Origin of the sequence: Pseudomonas sp. BC42, assembly GCF_021560055.1 — a bacterium.
GTDB lineage: Bacteria > Pseudomonadota > Gammaproteobacteria > Pseudomonadales > Pseudomonadaceae > Aquipseudomonas.
Map to the genome: position 1 here is coordinate 4,506,065 of NZ_CP091067.1, position 16,193 is coordinate 4,522,257.

Sequence of the window (16,193 nt, forward strand, 5' to 3'; positions counted from 1 at the left end):
ACAAGGAGCGGCCATGAGCCAGCCCATCAAACAACGCCTTGAAAGCAGCTTGTCCAGCGCCACCGCGTCGGGCCGGGCAATTGCCAGCTACATGCTGGCCAACCTCTATGAGCTGCCCTTCCAGACCGCCGCCGACATCGCCGAAAAACTCGGCGTCAGCGAATCCAGCGTCGGCCGGTTCTGCCGCGCCATCGGCTACAGCCATTTCAAGGATCTGAAAAACGACCTGAAGAACGACCTCGGCGAAGGCCCGTGGCTGGTGGGCGACCGCCTGCAGGAATTTCGCCAGCAGCCCAACCCGGCGGCCCAGGGCCTGCCCCGCAGCTTCGAGCTGGAAGTGGCGGCGCTGGTCAAGGTCTACGAATACAGCCTGACCCCGGCCTGGCAGACCGTGGTCCAGCGCCTGGCCAGCCGGCGCCGGGTGTACGTGGCGGGGTTCCAGACCGAGCGCGGCATCGCCGCCTCCATGGTCCACCTGCTGCAATACCTGCGCGACGGCGTGCACCTGGTGGACGGCTCTGCCGGGCATTTCGCCGACGTACTGCTCAGCCCCGCCGAAGACTGCGCCCTGGTGGTGTTCGAGGCCCGGCGCTATTCGCGCCACGCCCTGACCCTGTGCCACAAGGCTCGCGAGGCGGGGATTCCGGTGACCCTGGTCACCGACACCTTCTGCGACTGGGCCGAGCAGAACGCCGACGAGGTGTTCCGCGTGCCCACCGAGTTCAACCTGTTCTGGGAATCCACCGCGGCCATGCTGTCGCTGGTGCACCTCTTGATCAACGAGGTGTGCAAGCACCTGGGCCCCGAGGTGGAAAAACGCCTGGAAGCCACGGCCGCCCTGCATAACGAATTTGTTGGCTACACATCGTCCACCCGCGCAAAACAATAAATAACCGAGGTGCTCCATGAACAACGTCATCCGCTTCGCCAGTGCCTGCGCCCTGGTCTTCGCCGCCTCCGCGGCCCAGGCCGAAACCCTGAAGATCGCCACCGAAGGCGCCTACCCGCCCTTCAACTACGTGGACTCCAACAACCAGCTGCACGGCTTTGACGTGGACATCGCCAACGCCCTGTGCAAGCAGATGCAGGTCGAATGCCAGATCGTCGCCCAGGACTGGGAAGGCATCATCCCGGCGCTGCTGGCGAAGAAATACGACGCCGTGGTGGCCTCGATGATCGCCACCGACGAGCGCAAGAAAAAGATCGCCTTCAGCAACCACTACTACCGCACCCCGCTGTCGGTAGCCGTGGCCAAGGACTCGGACATCACCGACGCCCAGACCAACTTCAAGGGCCGCACCGTGGGCGCCCAGGCCTCCTCGACCCAGGCCATCTACGCCGAGGACCACTACGGCCCGGCCGGCGCCGACGTGAAGTTCTACCCAACCCTGGACGAAGCCAACAGCGACCTGGCCGCCGGACGCGTGGACGGGGTGATTGCCGACAAATTCCCGCTGCTGGCCTGGGCCGAAAGCGCCGGCAAGGACTGCTGCAAGATCATCGGTGACGTCAACGGCACCACCGCCGACGCCTCGATCGCCGTGCGCAAGGAAGACAACGCCCTGCGCGAGCGCCTGAACAAGGCCCTGGACGCGATCGTCGCCGACGGCACCTACAAGCAGATCTCCAGCCGCTACTTCGCCTTCGACATCTACTGACCGCCCGCCTTTGCCGCTGCCGTTGCCCCGCGCTCCCTTGAGCGCGGCGGCGCCCTGCACGGTTCAATCTTCCAGAGGGTTCGCGCATGTTCGAACAGCTGTCACTCCTGTCCTTTGCCAGCGGCGGCTGGGGCTCGGCCCTGCTTGCCGGGGCCCTGGTGACCATCGCCCTGGCCCTGACCTGCGTGCCCATCGGCCTGCCCCTGGGCTTGCTGGTAGCCCTGGCCGCACGCTCGAAAAACCGCTGGGCGCGGGCCTGGGCCACGACCTTTTCCACGGTGTTTCGCGGCCTGCCGGAGCTGTTGACCCTGCTGATCATCTACTACGGCTGCCAGATTGCCGCGCAGAAGATCCTCGGCGCCCTGGGCTACCCCGGTGAAGTGGCGATCAATACCTTTGTCGCCGCGATGATCGCCTTCAGCCTGGTGTTCGCCGCCTTCTCCAGCGAGATCTGGCTGGCCGCGTTCAAGACCCTGCCCAAGGGCCAGTACGAAGCCGCCAGCGCCCTGAGCCTGTCGCGGCGCACCACCTTCAGCCGGGTGCTGCTGCCGCAACTGACCCGCATCGCCCTGCCGGGGCTTTCCAACAACTGGCTGTCGCTGCTCAAGGACACCTCCCTGGTGTCGACCATTTCCCTGGTGGACCTGATGCGCCAGACCAACCTCGCGGTCAGCGTGACCAAGGAACCCATGCTGTTCTACAGCGTGGCCTGCTTTGGCTACCTGTTCTTCTCGGCGCTGTCGGGGCACCTGTTCAGCTTTCTTGAACGGCGCTTCAACCGTGCGCAACGGAGCCTGCAACCATGAGCCTGGATGACCTGCTGAACCTGTTCCTCAACCAGGACCTGCTGGAACGCTACGGCCCGCGCTTTATCGACGGCCTGCTGGTGACCGCCAAGCTGGTGGCGATTTCCTTCAGCCTGGGCGCCGTGCTCGGCCTGCTGATCGCCCTCGGGCGGTTGTCCAGCAATCAGCTCCTGCGGCGCTTCACCGGGGCCTACGTGTACTTCTTCCGCGGCTCGCCGCTGCTGGCCCAGCTGTTCATGCTGTATTACGGCCTGGGCTCGTTCAAAGGCTTCTGGCAGGACGTGGGCCTGTGGTGGTTCTTCCGCGACGCGTGGTTCTGCACCCTGCTGGCCTTCACCCTGAACACCGCCGCCTACCAGGCGGAGATCCTGCGCGGCAGCCTGCTGGCCGTGGCCCAGGGCCAGCGCGAAGCCTGCAAGGCCCTGAGCCTGTCGCGCTGGACCGCGTTTCGCAAAGTGATCCTGCCGCAGTCGCTGCTGATCGCCATCGGGCCTCTGGGCAACGAGCTGATCTTGATGATCAAGGCCAGCGCCATTGCCTCCCTGGTGACCATCTACGACCTGATGGGGGTGACCAAACTGGCCTTCTCCCGCAGCTTCGATTTCCAGATCTACCTGTGGGCCGCGGTGCTCTACCTGCTGATCGTCGAAGTGGTACGGCGCAGCCTCAAATACCTGGAAGGCCGCCTGGGCCGGCACCTGAACTGAACCCTTTAGCGGGCCGCCGCGCGGCCCCTGTCATAAGGACTGAAACATGCATTGCCAAACCCTCGTTCTGGGCGCCGGAATCGTCGGCGTCAGCAGCGCCCTGCACCTGCAGGCCCGCGGCCGCCAAGTGGTGCTGCTGGACCGCCAGCCCCCGGGCAACGGCACCAGCCACGGCAACGCCGGGCTGATCGAACGCGCCAGCGTGATTCCCTACGCCTTCCCCCGGGAAGTGACCAAGCTGGTGCGCTACGGCCTCAACCAGCAATCGGACGTGCGCTACAGCCTGCGCCACCTGCCCAAGGCCGGCCCCTGGCTGCTGCAATACTGGCGCCACTCCTCGCCCAAGGGCCTGGCCGCCGCCACCCGCGCCATGCTGCCGCTGATCGAACGCTGCGTCACCGAACACCTGGCCCTGGCCCGCCCGGCCAACATGCTGGAGCTGATCGCCGACGGCGGCTGGCTCGAAGCCTTCAACGAACAGCAGGCCTTCGACTTCGCCCAGCGCGCCGCCGCCGACCTGCGGGACTACGAACTCAACTACCGGGTACTGGACCGCACCGAACTCTTGGCCCTGGAACCCGGCCTGCACCCCGACATCGTGGGTGGCCTGCACTGGCTCGACCCCAAGACCGTGAGCGACCCCGGCGGCCTGACCCGCGGCTACGCCGAACTGTTCAAGCAACGCGGCGGCCAATTCGTCATCGGCGATGCCCTGACCCTGACCCAGATCGAAGGCGGCTGGCAGATACAGAGCGAACTCGGCCCGATCACCGCCCGGGAAGTGGTAGTCGCCCTGGGCCCGCAAGCCAGCGGCATTTTCGAACCCCTGGGCTACCGCATTCCCCTGGCGATCAAGCGCGGCTACCACATGCACTACGCCGCCGTGCCCGGCACCCGCCTGCAGCACCCGATCCTCGACCCGGTGGGGGGCTACGTCCTGGCGCCGATGGTGGGCGGCATCCGCCTGACCACCGGCATCGAATTTGCCGACTGTGAAGACCCGATCAACGAAATCCAACTGCGCCGCTGCGAAGCCCTGGCCCGAAACTTCTACCCCCTGGGCGAACGCCTCGACGCCGAACCCTGGCTGGGCCGCCGCCCGTGCCTGCCGGACATGTGCCCGGTGATCGGCCCGGCCCCGCGCCACCCCGGCCTGTGGTTCAACTTCGGCCACGCCCACCACGGCCTGACCCTGGGCCCGGTGAGCGGCCAACTGCTGGCGCAGATGGTCACCGGCGAAACGCCCTTTACCGACCCCACCCCCTACCGCGCCGAGCGCTTCAACTGACCGACGGAGAACCGCCATGCAGACCCAGACCGCCCCGCTTCCCGCCGCATCCGAAGCGCCTGCCCGCCCCGCTGCCGACCCACGCGAAGTGGTGATCGATATTGCCGGGGTGAACAAGTTCTACGGTGCTTTCCATGTACTGCACGACATCGATCTTAAAGTGCGCCAGGGCGAACGCATCGTCCTTTGCGGGCCTTCGGGCTCCGGCAAATCCACCCTGATTCGCTGCATCAACCGCCTGGAGATTGCCGAAAAAGGCCGCATCCTGGTGGACCGCACCGACCTCTCGCAAAACACCCGCGAAGCCGCCCAGGTGCGTAGCCAAGTGGGCATGGTGTTCCAGCACTTCAACCTGTTCCCGCACATGAGCGTGCTGGACAACTGCACCCTGGCACCGATGACCGTGCGGGGGTTATCGCGGAAAAAGGCTGAAGAGTTGGCGCGGGGGTTTCTGGCCAAGGTGGGGATTGAGAATCAGGCGGATAAGTACCCGAGCCAGCTGTCTGGCGGGCAGCAACAGCGCGTGGCGATTGCACGGGCGTTGTGCATGGAGCCGAAGATTATGTTGTTTGATGAACCGACTTCGGCGCTGGACCCGGAGATGGTGAGTGAGGTGTTGGATGTGATGGTGAAACTGGCAGGGAGTGGGATGACGATGTTGTGTGTGACCCATGAGATGGGGTTTGCGCGGCAGGTGGCGGAGCGGGTGTTGTTTTTGGATGGAGGGCGGATTGTGGAGGATGCGCCGCCGGAGGAGTTTTTTGGGGCGCCGAAGAGTGAGAGGGCTAAGGCGTTTCTTGCGCAGATTGTGCATTGAGGTAAGCAATTTGCTACGGAATTCCGACACCATGACCAAGCGCACCTTAGCCGCTTCCTGTTGACAGCTATAAAAGGCTGGACTAGTTAAAAATAGGATTTAACAACCCAAGCGATAAAGGAAGTCGACCATGAGTATCAAACCTGGCCCGAAAAGAAAAAACGAAGATGGCACTGCGGACAAAAGACAGAGAGTCACGCCCGAAAAGCAGAAAGAGCATCCAGACCTGAAACCCCATAAGCATAAAAAGGGGGAATAGGATCGAAAAGCAGCTCCCGAGAGCTGCTTTTTATTTACATACAGGTCTATCTGTTACTACTACAACAATGATCAATTGCACCGTGTAGTAAACGAAAGAAATATAAGATTATGGATCGATGCCTTATCAAAGCTCAGCAAAGGGATAAATCGCCTAACCGAAAAAATGCGTACTGCAATGATCACAGCCAACAGTAAATTACTTGATCTACCGTTAGTGACAGGCAGCTACCGACCCCTCGAAAGAGCCTAGAAAATCATCAGCGATTTACAGCGTACGCTTTAACATTACAGAGACACTGTACGCCTTGGCGGCAGATGCTCTGTAATGTTTATACGTCAAGCTATTCTTTCGGGCTCGCCAATACTTTTCAATAGCGCATTATATTGAACAGCATCAGAGGCATATATTTTGTCTAGGACGTAGTTTGCCACTTTGGCTATCTCGGGAATTTCTACTGGCTTAAAGCTTCTGTCTGGAACAGCTTCTAGATGAGAAAACTCATTATTAAGACGATTTACAAGGGCAACGGCTATATTCTCTTCCTCTCCAAAGAATTTCTTTATCCGCTCAAAAGTGTCGTTCCTATCGTCATGGTAGGGGTACTTGAAGAAAAGATAAGCCTCAAGAAATTTTCGCAGATTATTGCCAAAGCCAAAAAATGGTTCGTGGCTAATTTGTGCAGCAGCTTGGTCTTTGCACTTATAGATCTGATGAAACAGGTAGTGAAATTCAGTTATGTAGTCTTTGAGATAAGACGGCATGATTAGGATATTGCTTTCTGCTCCGTGGCGCTCAATCATGAAATGCTCATGATCGAAAACACTCTTAGCTTTAGCTTCGCCCGCAGGTATTTTTTTTGTTGGAATAGACAGACGCTTGAGGTATTTAAGAAAGTCCAAGTTGTGTGTTGAAATAAAAAGCTGCTGATAGCGATAAGTGTTTGAACCATCAGATTTTTTTATCGGCTTAGCAATCAAACTCTCAATCAAGCTATACATGAAAAATACGTGATTACTATCCAAGCTTGAAATCGGATCATCAATGTAAATTATCAGTTCTTTATCTTTGCTTTCTGGATCAGCTAGCTTGGCAATAAAGTAGCAAAATGCAATCAAACTACATTCGCCCTCACTCAGGTTGTAGGCGGCCTTGCCGTCTCGTGTGATCTCAAACTTTATAGTTGCCTTGTCAGCGCTGTCGCGAGGCTCAAGCTTGAGGCCGTCATGACCAAAGAAGTTGTTGAGTAGGGAATTAACTCGTTCAGCTCCTTTACGCTCATCCTTCTGCTGGGTTCTTAAGCTTTGGACTTCTGCCTCGGCGTTACGAATTTCTTTTTCTGCGTTCGTACATGCCATTTCTGCAGTATCGGCGTTGATCTTGAGGGCTGCTATACGGGCCGACTCCGCTTCATAGGTAATAGCGTCCGCAAACGCAAACACGTCAGTCAACCGAAGCGCATCTCTCGCGGTAGCCTTGTCTGTTTCCAGCGTCTTTGTCTTCCCGTTGTTCTTGGCAATCAACGTATTGATGACATTTAGATGCGTCTGAATTTCTTTGGGGTCGTGTCGTGGAAGCAGAAGTGCAACGGTTTGGAAAAGATTGCTTTTTCGTGTTTCCAGCAACTTCTTAAGTGCTTCCAAGTCTTTTTTGTAGACGCCCAATGCATCGGTGAGTGCCGTGCTCCTCGTGTCGAAGTCAGAACGTTCCTCTGTGTAAAATTGATCGCTTCTCAACGAAACAAACCCAGCGACGGCCGCGATCTCTGCATTGACTAAGGTGATGGCGTTGTCTAAAGCGGTTTCAAGATCACCGGACTCCTTGCTGAAATGCTCGTCTAACGTCTGCCAAATGTCATGAGGCAAGCTCTGCCGGCAGAAGGCACAGACTTTGCGTTTATCTCGATGGTGGGCGATACCTTGCTTGACCCACAGTTGCAATATGCTGTCGTTGAGTAGTTCTTGAATGGGCTTAGTCGGCGTGATCACTTTGGATAGAGATGGATCTGCTAGGCTTTTCAAGGAGTCAAACTGGAGGGTAATGGCAAGCGTGTTCGTTATGTCAGGCAAAGCTTCTTGCTTGAGCAGTGCAAGTTTTCCAGCTTGTTCCTGGAGCGTAAGCGGAACGAATCCAGCCTTATTAATAGCGGCAATGTCGCGTTTGATGTGGTCGATGTTGTACACGGGAACGCCGTACTGGCGGTTTTTCTTAATCTTGTCAGCGGCATGCGAACGCAGCTTGCCCTCCAGTGCAGTGAAGGCGTTACTGTATTCAATCTTGGTGCGGTCGCGCTCTTTTCTCGTGGCCTCAAGGTCAAAGCGAAGGCCAGCTTTTGCCTCAACGCTTCCCAGCGTCGCCTCGATAGTAGCAATGGCTTCGTCAATCTCCTTATTCTGCTCACCAACTATGGCGAAGGTTTTGATGTCACCGCCATCCTGATTGACCAAGAAGCTGAGGTTATCAGTCACAAAATCGCGGTTGTAGACCCTCACGTCATAGTCGTGAGTCAATAGGTCCGAGCAAGTAACAGCACCCTTGTCACCCGTAACGGTGAAGGACGATCCAACGTAGTTCAAAGGGAGCCTACGCGTCTCCAGTGCACGAAAGATACGAGAAAGGGTCGTCTTGCCCGAGTAGTTGCGCCCGTAGATGATATTTAAACGCTGGAAGGTCTTAATGTTTTTTCCGTTGTCTCTAACGGCTTTTTTCCACTCCAGCCCGGAGAAGCTGCCGAAACTTGCGATGTCTACCTGACTAATCATTGATCCATTCCTACCTTGGTGGACTTGAATCAACTCCAGTCTAGTTGGTGCTTTGAGTGTCTGCTTCTGACCGATTTCCGTCGGTGGCTACTGACTCCTGGCATGTAGCGGTTTAAAGCATGAGGGGGTTTAAACCTCATCACATACCTGCCGTGACCATTGGCGTCGTCATGACATACCGCCTCAAACATCCTCATCGACACATGGTTGTACTGAGCAAACGCTACCCTTATAGTTCGCCCTCGCGGCAAAATCCGCGAACGACCTTGGCCGGTCGAATTACAACGACGCATCAGCGTCCAAAACACCATTGCAGACGCTTTTTTTGTGCCTGCGATTCTGTGTTATGGCGGCTGTGTGCGGGACACCTTCGGGTGTGCCGGTGTCGTTGTAGCCGGTCGGCCAACCCTCGCACAGCTGCCACCCTCCATTTGCTTGGCCGCAAACGGTGGAAGCTCTACAACGAGTAACGACCATGGACGATCAATCGATTTCCCGCTTCTCCCCCGTCGACACCCACGACGCCAACCAAGCCGTTTTCTACCTCGACACCCAAGCCTCTCTGAGCGATCTGGCCAGCAGTGCGGCCCATCGTTTCACCGTGGTGCGGGATCTGATGGACACGCTGTCCACGCTTAACCTGAAAGACATTGCCGACTGCGACCTGACACGGGTAACCCGAGGGGTGCATCTGCTCACCCGGGAGGGTTGCGCGGTGCTGGAGGTGATTCAGTGGCGAACAGAGCAAGAGGCTTGAACGCCATTGAACTCAACAAGCGCGTAAAACGCGCTTTGCTTTGGCTTTTGCTCTTGCTCTGCCTGCCCCTTCAGAAGGCCGAACGCAGGCGTTGCGCAGGGGGCAGCTCGGCATGGATGCCGAGCTAGCCGCCCCAGGCCATGGATGGCCTGTGGCGGCGTGCCCCCGGAGCAATGCCGGAGTGAGGGAACGCCGAGCCTAGGCGAGGCGCCGGATGCGGGGGCAGGAGCGTTTTGCTTACTTTTGTGCGCTGTTCAAAAGTGAGTCGCCGTAAGGGCGAAACCCTAAGCAGCCGTGACCGCAGCAACGGATATGTACACAAAACCCTATGCAGCCAGGTGAAAAGCATCGGCAGGTTTGGCGAGGACTGCGTCCTCGTGCGCAGCCTCGCTGCGCTCGACAGCGGCTACAGGTTTCGAATGATGAGAGGCAGTGATCAACAAGCAGCTCATTCAACCGCGACACGGTACTCATCAACTACCCTCCCCCCTTTGAACCTTGGGCCCATAGCCAGGGCCCTATTTGCAGCGATGCGCATGAGTATCGAAAGTAACGCAGCGTCACCGAGCACCAAGGCTTTTCGCACAAAGCCTAGGGAAAGCGGACGCTCGGTCCAGAGGCCGCTGCCGACATAACCGCGTTACGCACGGGTAAAGGGGCTTGCTCGGGGTGTTGCTGCAAAAAATGCTTGATCGCTTGATCCTGGCGATCCACCACGCATACGTTCACGTTAGGGCTAGGGACGGTGCATTCTCCAAGCGCGAGGGCCCCGCAGTTCAATACGCCGTACACCGCAGCCGGTTGCGCGACGGCCGAGCAGCCGTAGACCATCTCGCCAAGGTAATTGAGCTGCCCTTGGGTGACGGTGAAACGCAGCGGTTTGGAGTAAGCCCCCATGACCCCGCGACGATGACCCAGGCGGCTCACTTCATAGTCACCGGCAGGTAGCCATGCCGAGTAGTCATCCTTGGGTCCCCAGCCATAAGTCTTGCCGCTCTTGATATCGCGAAACTCAAGGTAGGTTCCGTAGGGGCCGCCTTCCAGCAGCGCGCCGACCACTAGGCCCGCGTTTTGCGCGTTGTAAACAGGCGAATTCAAGGCCATTTCAGCTGGCATTGACGAACAACCAGCCAGTAATCCAATCAGGCCAATTGCAAAGATGTTGCGCGAGCCAAACATTCCGCTACCTCGGTGGGAGACAAAGAAAAACCCCAGAAAATTCAGGGACGACAGGCGCGCTGGACGGCGGCGCCTGCCTTCTTTAGCATGATGGCCTTTCGCCCACTCGTGCATCAAGGACGATCTATCAACATGTTCTGTTTTTCCCAATGGCGCGTGCGTGGCGCTGTAAGCATTGCCGCGCTGGTACTTGGCGGGTGCAGTTTCAATGGCACCTACCCGGACGCCAGTGCCCCCGATGCGGCGAAGCTGCGCTTTATCAGCAGCAGTGACAGCTCGACGCTCGACTTGTTCGATGCCGAACACTGCGGCGGCCAAACCACGGGGCTGCTCAATAACCTGTTCAGCGCCAATACCCGGCGACGGGCAGACATGAGTGCCGCTGCACCCGAGGATGCCAAGGCCTACTTGGAAGTGCGGCTGCAACCGGGCCATGAGCTATTCGCGCGAGCCAATACCTTGAGCACCGGCAGCGTGTGCACCGTGGGGTTCAACTTCACCCCGCAGAGCGGCGGCGAGTACGAAGCGGACTTCCGCAAAGTAGGTCGCACTTGCCAGGTCACCCTTAGCCGTCTGCGCCAGATCGATGGCAAGACTGTGCGCACGCCGATCGTGCTGACCAACAAAGGCCTGCCCGCCTGCGCCGGCCACAACCCTATTTTCCCCAAGCCCACCGAAGCACAACCGCAGTCAGCGGAGCGTGCAGCGCTGATCGCGCAGATCGTCGACGCGAGTGTCATCGCGAAAATGCAGCCCGACGCCGAGGATTCCCCTTCGGTCCAGAAAACACTGCTCGACAGATCCGTAGCGGAACGCAAACAGCGCCTCGACTTCAGCCTGCCCGATGCCTATTGGACTGAATATCAACAGAACCTGGAGCAGTTCTCCAATGAGATGAGGGGCACCAAGGCCCGTTCATTGCAGTTGTACAAGGACTACTACACCAACCGTCTGGGCCTGCTCGACACCCCTGCGATCAAGGAACTTTTGCCCAACAGCGAAGCGGCCGACCGTAGCAAGGCGATGTCGACCAATAATGAAATGCTGGAGTACTACTACCGAGCCCAGCAAGCACTGCTTAAGGAAACACTGAGCGCACATCAGGCACGCATGGCCGATCTGGATCAGCGCTTTGAGGTGTGCAAGCGTTTCACGGCCTGCTGGCAACGTTGAAGCGGAGTGCGGCTTGAAAATACTGGCCGACGCACGTATGCCGCCTTCGCCCTGAGCAGGGGGCAGCTGGGCATGGATGGCCTGTGGCGGCGTGCCCCCGGAGCAATGCCGGAGTGAGGTAACGCCGAGCCTAGGCGAGGCGCCGGATGCGGGGGCAGGAGCCCTTTGCTTACTTTGGGGCTTTTCCAAAGTGAGTCGCTGTAAGAGCGAAACCCTAAGCAGCCGTGACCGCAGCAACGGATATGTCCACAGAACCGTATGCAGCCAGATGAAAAGCATCGGCAGGTTTGGCGAGGACTGCGTCCTCGTGCGCAGCCTCGCTGCGCTCGACAGCGGCTACAGGTTTCGACGGCCAAATAGCTGTATCACCTGACTGCATTGAGACGACCAGTTACACCACAGTTCCAATCACGGGCTAGCTCTCTTTTGCTCCCTCTACTCAACCGAAAATGATGAGAAGTAAAATGACAACTTATTATCTTCAAGATCGACCAACTGATAACGCATCCGGTCAAAACCCGAATCCAACTGACTCACGGTCATATGCATCAACTGAGTCAATCCGCCACCAATATCACGGGACGCAAAATGACTGATATCAATAAATCTGACACACACGACATCAGCCCCTGCCTTTTCAGAGTCCGAAATTGATAGAGATAAATCATAAGCCACACCATCTTCGTTCAACTGAATACTAATGGCATGCAAGCAGTTGTGAGCGACGAGCAACTCATTCAGCCGCAGAACCCTAATCATTATTCTTCACTATCTCTTTTCCCTAGGGAACATAGGTGGCGCTTTTGGCGATGACAACGCCTTTGTCCAAATCGCACCACACTCATTTCGAACACGAGCAAACCTGCTCTAACTTAAACTCTTTATCAACGCAGCCTTGCAAGCTTCCACTGCATATCTGGCGCACAAATACTACTCAATACCCCTGAAAACCTTTCAACAAGCATATCTATATTTTTCTCATACCTATGAGGCAACAAGCTAAGCACATCCTCTAGTTCACAACATTCAAGTACAAGATCGCAAATAACAGAAGAGACACCTTTATCTCTTAAGACTTTCTCAGTTCTCGGTGTAAAAAGAATTTGCTCAGCCTCCTCTAGCGACATCAAGCCAGAGCGAACCGAAGTTAACAAACCAATGGACAGTGCAGAAATGACCCTGCAAACTTCATCAGCCCCAAAAACCTCTACAATCAACGAAAAATCTTTCATCAAAGCATTACTCCTTTAGTTCTACCACCTCGTCCTATTGCAATCATATTTTTACACCGAGCAACTTACCACCTTCACTTTTAAAATACTGCACCGATAGCTTCTTCCCATTCAAAAAACCATCATTATAATCCTTCAGCCATTTGCCGGGCTCTACAGCGGGAAAAACTTGACCGTCGCTACTACTTAGGTTTTGTACGAAAAGTAGGTATAGACCGGTGATAGCCAGCCGCTGGCTGAAGCAGACAGGTTTTTAGGTCACTCGAAAGATCAGAATCAAGGTCGGCAAGAATAGGTCAGTGATCTTACCAGGGTAAATTAAGAACCACGCCGCAAGCTGGGGTTCCTCAATTTCAAGTACCAGACAAAATCAGAACGACAACATCTGAGAAAATATTATTAAAGCTCTTTTTGATGACTCAACAACATCAACCCATTCAGGCTTCGTCAAGTACTCCGCATCTGTAAGACAAGTCCCATACTTATCAAAAACCCTGTCAATACTGTTAACAACATCAGAAATCGCTGCAACTTCGCTTTCCCCTCTCAGCACAATTCCAATCCAAGAGCGAGGATCGTTTGCCAAATCAGTGTCATCGTATAAAAAATGAACAGCATAATTAAACTCATCATAACCTATATCAGGGTTCGCTCTAGATACCCAAGCGTTGTATTGATAATCAACACTAGACAACCCCTCCAAGTAAGAGATCAGTTCCTCTCTCATCGCGGGATATTCGAGCTTGGACAGTTCGAACTTCTCCATTTTTCATACTCAATTAACAGAACACAAACCTTCCCTGCACACTGACTAATAAACCCGATAACCCCCCCTACAACCCAACAACAACGCAATCCACTTACCGATCTAACTGATTGATATGAACCCCATCCTTATAGATAAGAACACTGCACCCTTTGACTTTTAAGCCTCACCATCAAAAGCCAGTATTTCTCATTTAGCAATATCTACCAAAACCTCTGAAACCTAAGAATCCTAGCAAAACGCAGCCTGTTGAAAATTCGCACAAACAGAAAGGGGCGGTACAAAGCAGCTCCATTTCAACCTTGACATCTAACTAAAAGCACAGTATCCGCCCAGCTCAAAAACACATTCCACCAAACTCATCAAACACTTTCACAATCTAACAGAAAGATACTCCTCACTCTCCAAGAGAGTATAAACATCTTTCTTGCAATCAAAATACACATGAGCATCATCATATATCACTCGCCCTCCGAAAGCCTTCCCTATCGCACAAGCAACTGCCACCGAAAACAACATATTTTCTTTGGAGCTCCTTGTAACTTCAGCAACAATAGGTAAATCCACCTCTGAAACCTCTCTCGAATCTTCAGGAAGCCTCATAAAACCAATCCAACAAAGAGGCTCCTGTTCTTGATCATGCACAAAGACAAAACTATCAATCAATTCCCCCCCACCGCCGAGATTCACACCGACCCTTAATTGACCTGCCTCTAAAAAAAAACCAGAAAGGAAGGTAAGCAGCTCTCTTAGGAGGCTTTGAAAGTTTGGGACTTCTTTGATCGGAACAAATAAACCAGATGACATCACTCCCACCCTTTATATTGAGAAACTCGACCAGAGGATATATTCATCCAGCCATCCTGAGTTTTTATATAAATATTACTCACCGCCCCTTCACCAACAACATTTGAGACTGGGGACCCCGACTTAAAGTGACTTAACATTTTCTCCATGGACACTCCTGTACTAGCTGCATCAATATACAAATCCCCCTTATACCCAGCTTTAGCCATGTCTTCAGCGCCACTAAGAATATTTCTTCTAACCGAATTTATACTAGTCCCTTTGATTGTCTTAAGTTGAACAGGAACACCATCAAGCCAGCCATCAATGCCCGCAAAACTAGGTGTATCAGCCCCCTTAAATTGACCTCCTCTAAAGGAAACGATATCAGATGCCTGTTTAAACTCGTGTTCCTCTAAAGCCCCCCTAACTACAGAGCCTTTCTTTCCTGAAGGTAATGCCAACGTAAAATTAGCATCGTTAGCCGCTGGCTTATCAATACCTACAACCTTAGTTTCCCCTGAGACTAGATTCTTCGCGGTCTCTTTTGCAGCTGGCTTCACCGGATGACTATAGGGCATTCCCGCCTCGGCATCCGTCATCGCACTGGTCGAATTAGGATTCTTGGCGGCTTGCCCCGCACCACCAGTTCCTTTTGCCGCAAGCTCATCCACAGCCTTGGCGACAGGTACACCTGTTGGCGTCGCCCTCACCAATCCTTGCAGGTAGTTACCAAAGCTACGAATCCCATTGCCAAGATTGATGACCGCCAGTACCAAGCTCGCCTTAGCCTCAACACCAAGCCTATACCGCTCAGACTCCGTCTCAGTGTACAAATCGCCAACTATGTGAGGAGCTCTGCTGAACATAAAGCCGTCAACAAAAGCGATTGCTTCAGGCTTGGCGTTCTCTATCCCCTTTCCATGCTCCCCCTCTACACGCATGGCAAAAACGATGTCGTCGACCGTCAACTTGCTGAAATCAATGCCCATGTCGCATAGCAGTGGGTTTTCGCGACATTGGTCCAGCGCTTGCTGGGCCATCTGTTTCGCCGCAGGTTCATGCAGGTCATGGTTGTACTGAGTGGCGCCTTTGGCGATGGCAACGCCTTTGTCCAAATCGCCGTCGACTGCCGCAGCCGCTACCAAGCCGGTAAGTTGCGATAGAACCAGCCTCAGCTCTTTGTTATCCCGGCCCAGGTCGCCCATCGAGCTCACCATGACTTCATTGAGCCCTGCTGCCGCTGCGCCGGTCTTGAAGTCACTGCCCGTCAGCTCAGCCAACAAGCCACCCATGATCGCGTGAGCAACCACTTTTTGGACGCTTGCATCTGGAAAATGAATGGCGTTGTCACCAATCCAGTTGAAGCCGGAGGCCATGGCCATTTGGCCGGCCTCGCCCATCAAGGCTGCACTGAAGTTGCTGCCGAAACTGCCTCCCCCAATGGCCGAGGACACTCCGCTCGAGATAAGCGCTCGCCCAACGGTACGAGTCGCCGCATCAGACGCATTACTCCAACGGAAGATATCTTTGGAGGAGTTCGCCGCACCTACCGCAGCACCATCCGTGGGTTGAATACCCTGTGTGGCCGAGCCCGCGCCATCGGCTGCCGTGAACCATTTGTCGTCGGCGTGATCAAGGAGCCCAGCAGTAAATCCTGCAATCGCAGCGTTCTTCAGACTCCCCGTACTGAACGTATCTTTCACCGCCAGACCAAGGTTGCCCTTGTTATCAATGGTGCTAGTGACCGCGGTCGTGCTCAGGCTGGCAGCAACTGCCAGGTTTGACCCACTCAACCCCAAACCAGCGGGGCCGAGGATGAAAGACATCAGAATAGCGATGGCAATCTTGGCGCCGGCGCCGAGGCCAGAGGACTCATACTTGAAGCTGTCGTGAATTTCTTTGACTTGGCGCCAATCGATATCACCACGGGCCTCCGCCTGCTTCATCCAAGCCAGCTTGGGGTCCGCTTGCACCATCGCATCGATGGTTTGGCTAACGCT

General features: G+C 55.4%; 16 protein-coding genes. 9 read left to right on the top strand and 7 right to left on the bottom strand.

The window, feature by feature from the left end; genetic code table 11:
• Positions 1-13 precede the first annotated feature (13 nt).
• The 7 genes from L1O02_RS20110 (at position 14) to L1O02_RS31130 (ending at position 5,535) form a co-directional block, all read left to right on the top strand.
• Positions 14-889 carry a MurR/RpiR family transcriptional regulator gene (locus L1O02_RS20110; protein ID WP_060838506.1) on the top strand — a complete coding sequence of 292 codons (876 nt, stop codon included), beginning with the start codon at positions 14-16 and terminating at the stop codon, positions 887-889.
• A 16-nt stretch (positions 890-905) separates the two neighbouring features.
• Positions 906-1,658 (top strand): transporter substrate-binding domain-containing protein, encoded by a 753-nt coding sequence (locus tag L1O02_RS20115; RefSeq protein ID WP_108542694.1) that lies wholly within the window; start codon positions 906-908, stop codon positions 1,656-1,658.
• 86 nt (positions 1,659-1,744) lie between these two features.
• A complete protein-coding gene (locus L1O02_RS20120; protein WP_235758575.1) occupies positions 1,745-2,464 on the top strand; it encodes an ABC transporter permease subunit in 720 nt (239 codons plus the stop codon).
• Positions 2,461-3,171 carry an ABC transporter permease gene (locus L1O02_RS20125; RefSeq protein WP_235758576.1) on the top strand — a complete coding sequence of 237 codons (711 nt, stop codon included), beginning with the start codon at positions 2,461-2,463 and terminating at the stop codon, positions 3,169-3,171. The genes L1O02_RS20120 and L1O02_RS20125 overlap by 4 nt, the downstream gene beginning before the upstream one ends.
• A 46-nt stretch (positions 3,172-3,217) precedes the next feature.
• Positions 3,218-4,459, top strand: coding sequence for an FAD-binding oxidoreductase (locus tag L1O02_RS20130; protein ID WP_235758577.1), 1,242 nt, complete (start codon positions 3,218-3,220; stop codon positions 4,457-4,459).
• Between the two features lie 16 nt (positions 4,460-4,475).
• Positions 4,476-5,276, top strand: a complete 801-nt coding sequence (locus tag L1O02_RS20135; protein WP_281063585.1) for an amino acid ABC transporter ATP-binding protein — start codon at positions 4,476-4,478, stop codon at positions 5,274-5,276.
• A 130-nt stretch (positions 5,277-5,406) separates the two neighbouring features.
• Positions 5,407-5,535, top strand: coding sequence for a hypothetical protein (locus L1O02_RS31130; protein WP_258010304.1), 129 nt, complete (start codon positions 5,407-5,409; stop codon positions 5,533-5,535).
• Positions 5,536-5,873: 338 nt separating this feature from the next.
• Here L1O02_RS31130 and L1O02_RS20140 read toward each other — a convergent pair whose 3' ends face one another.
• Positions 5,874-8,297, bottom strand: a complete 2,424-nt coding sequence (locus L1O02_RS20140; RefSeq protein ID WP_235758578.1) for an AAA family ATPase — start codon at positions 8,295-8,297, stop codon at positions 5,874-5,876.
• 475 nt (positions 8,298-8,772) lie between these two features.
• Here L1O02_RS20140 and L1O02_RS20145 point away from each other — a divergent pair, with 475 nt between their 5' ends.
• Positions 8,773-9,054 carry a hypothetical protein gene (locus L1O02_RS20145; protein ID WP_235758579.1) on the top strand — a complete coding sequence of 94 codons (282 nt, stop codon included), beginning with the start codon at positions 8,773-8,775 and terminating at the stop codon, positions 9,052-9,054.
• A 591-nt stretch (positions 9,055-9,645) separates the two neighbouring features.
• Here L1O02_RS20145 and L1O02_RS20150 read toward each other — a convergent pair.
• Positions 9,646-10,347 carry a hypothetical protein gene (locus L1O02_RS20150; RefSeq protein ID WP_235758580.1) on the bottom strand — a complete coding sequence of 234 codons (702 nt, stop codon included), beginning with the start codon at positions 10,345-10,347 and terminating at the stop codon, positions 9,646-9,648.
• Between the two features lie 18 nt (positions 10,348-10,365).
• Between L1O02_RS20150 and L1O02_RS20155 the strand changes: the two genes are divergently transcribed.
• The gene (locus L1O02_RS20155) at positions 10,366-11,406 is read left to right on the top strand and encodes a hypothetical protein (protein WP_235758581.1); all 1,041 of its coding nucleotides are present in this window, start codon (positions 10,366-10,368) and stop codon (positions 11,404-11,406) included.
• Between the two features lie 435 nt (positions 11,407-11,841).
• On the opposite strand, the gene L1O02_RS20160 is transcribed toward L1O02_RS20155, so the two are convergent.
• From L1O02_RS20160 to L1O02_RS20180, 5 genes are all read right to left on the bottom strand, one after another.
• A complete protein-coding gene (locus L1O02_RS20160) occupies positions 11,842-12,165 on the bottom strand; it encodes a hypothetical protein (RefSeq protein WP_108546325.1) in 324 nt (107 codons plus the stop codon).
• Positions 12,166-12,290: 125 nt separating this feature from the next.
• Complete coding sequence (locus tag L1O02_RS20165; RefSeq protein ID WP_108546324.1) at positions 12,291-12,638, bottom strand: DUF3969 family protein; 348 nt, start codon at positions 12,636-12,638, stop codon at positions 12,291-12,293.
• A 370-nt stretch (positions 12,639-13,008) separates the two neighbouring features.
• Positions 13,009-13,404 carry a hypothetical protein gene (locus tag L1O02_RS20170; RefSeq protein WP_235758582.1) on the bottom strand — a complete coding sequence of 132 codons (396 nt, stop codon included), beginning with the start codon at positions 13,402-13,404 and terminating at the stop codon, positions 13,009-13,011.
• Between the two features lie 372 nt (positions 13,405-13,776).
• Positions 13,777-14,211 (bottom strand): hypothetical protein, encoded by a 435-nt coding sequence (locus tag L1O02_RS20175; RefSeq protein ID WP_235758583.1) that lies wholly within the window; start codon positions 14,209-14,211, stop codon positions 13,777-13,779.
• A complete protein-coding gene (locus tag L1O02_RS20180; RefSeq protein ID WP_235758584.1) occupies positions 14,211-16,166 on the bottom strand; it encodes a DUF637 domain-containing protein in 1,956 nt (651 codons plus the stop codon). Before L1O02_RS20180 ends, L1O02_RS20175 begins: the two co-directional genes overlap by 1 nt.
• Positions 16,167-16,193: the final 27 nt, after the last annotated feature.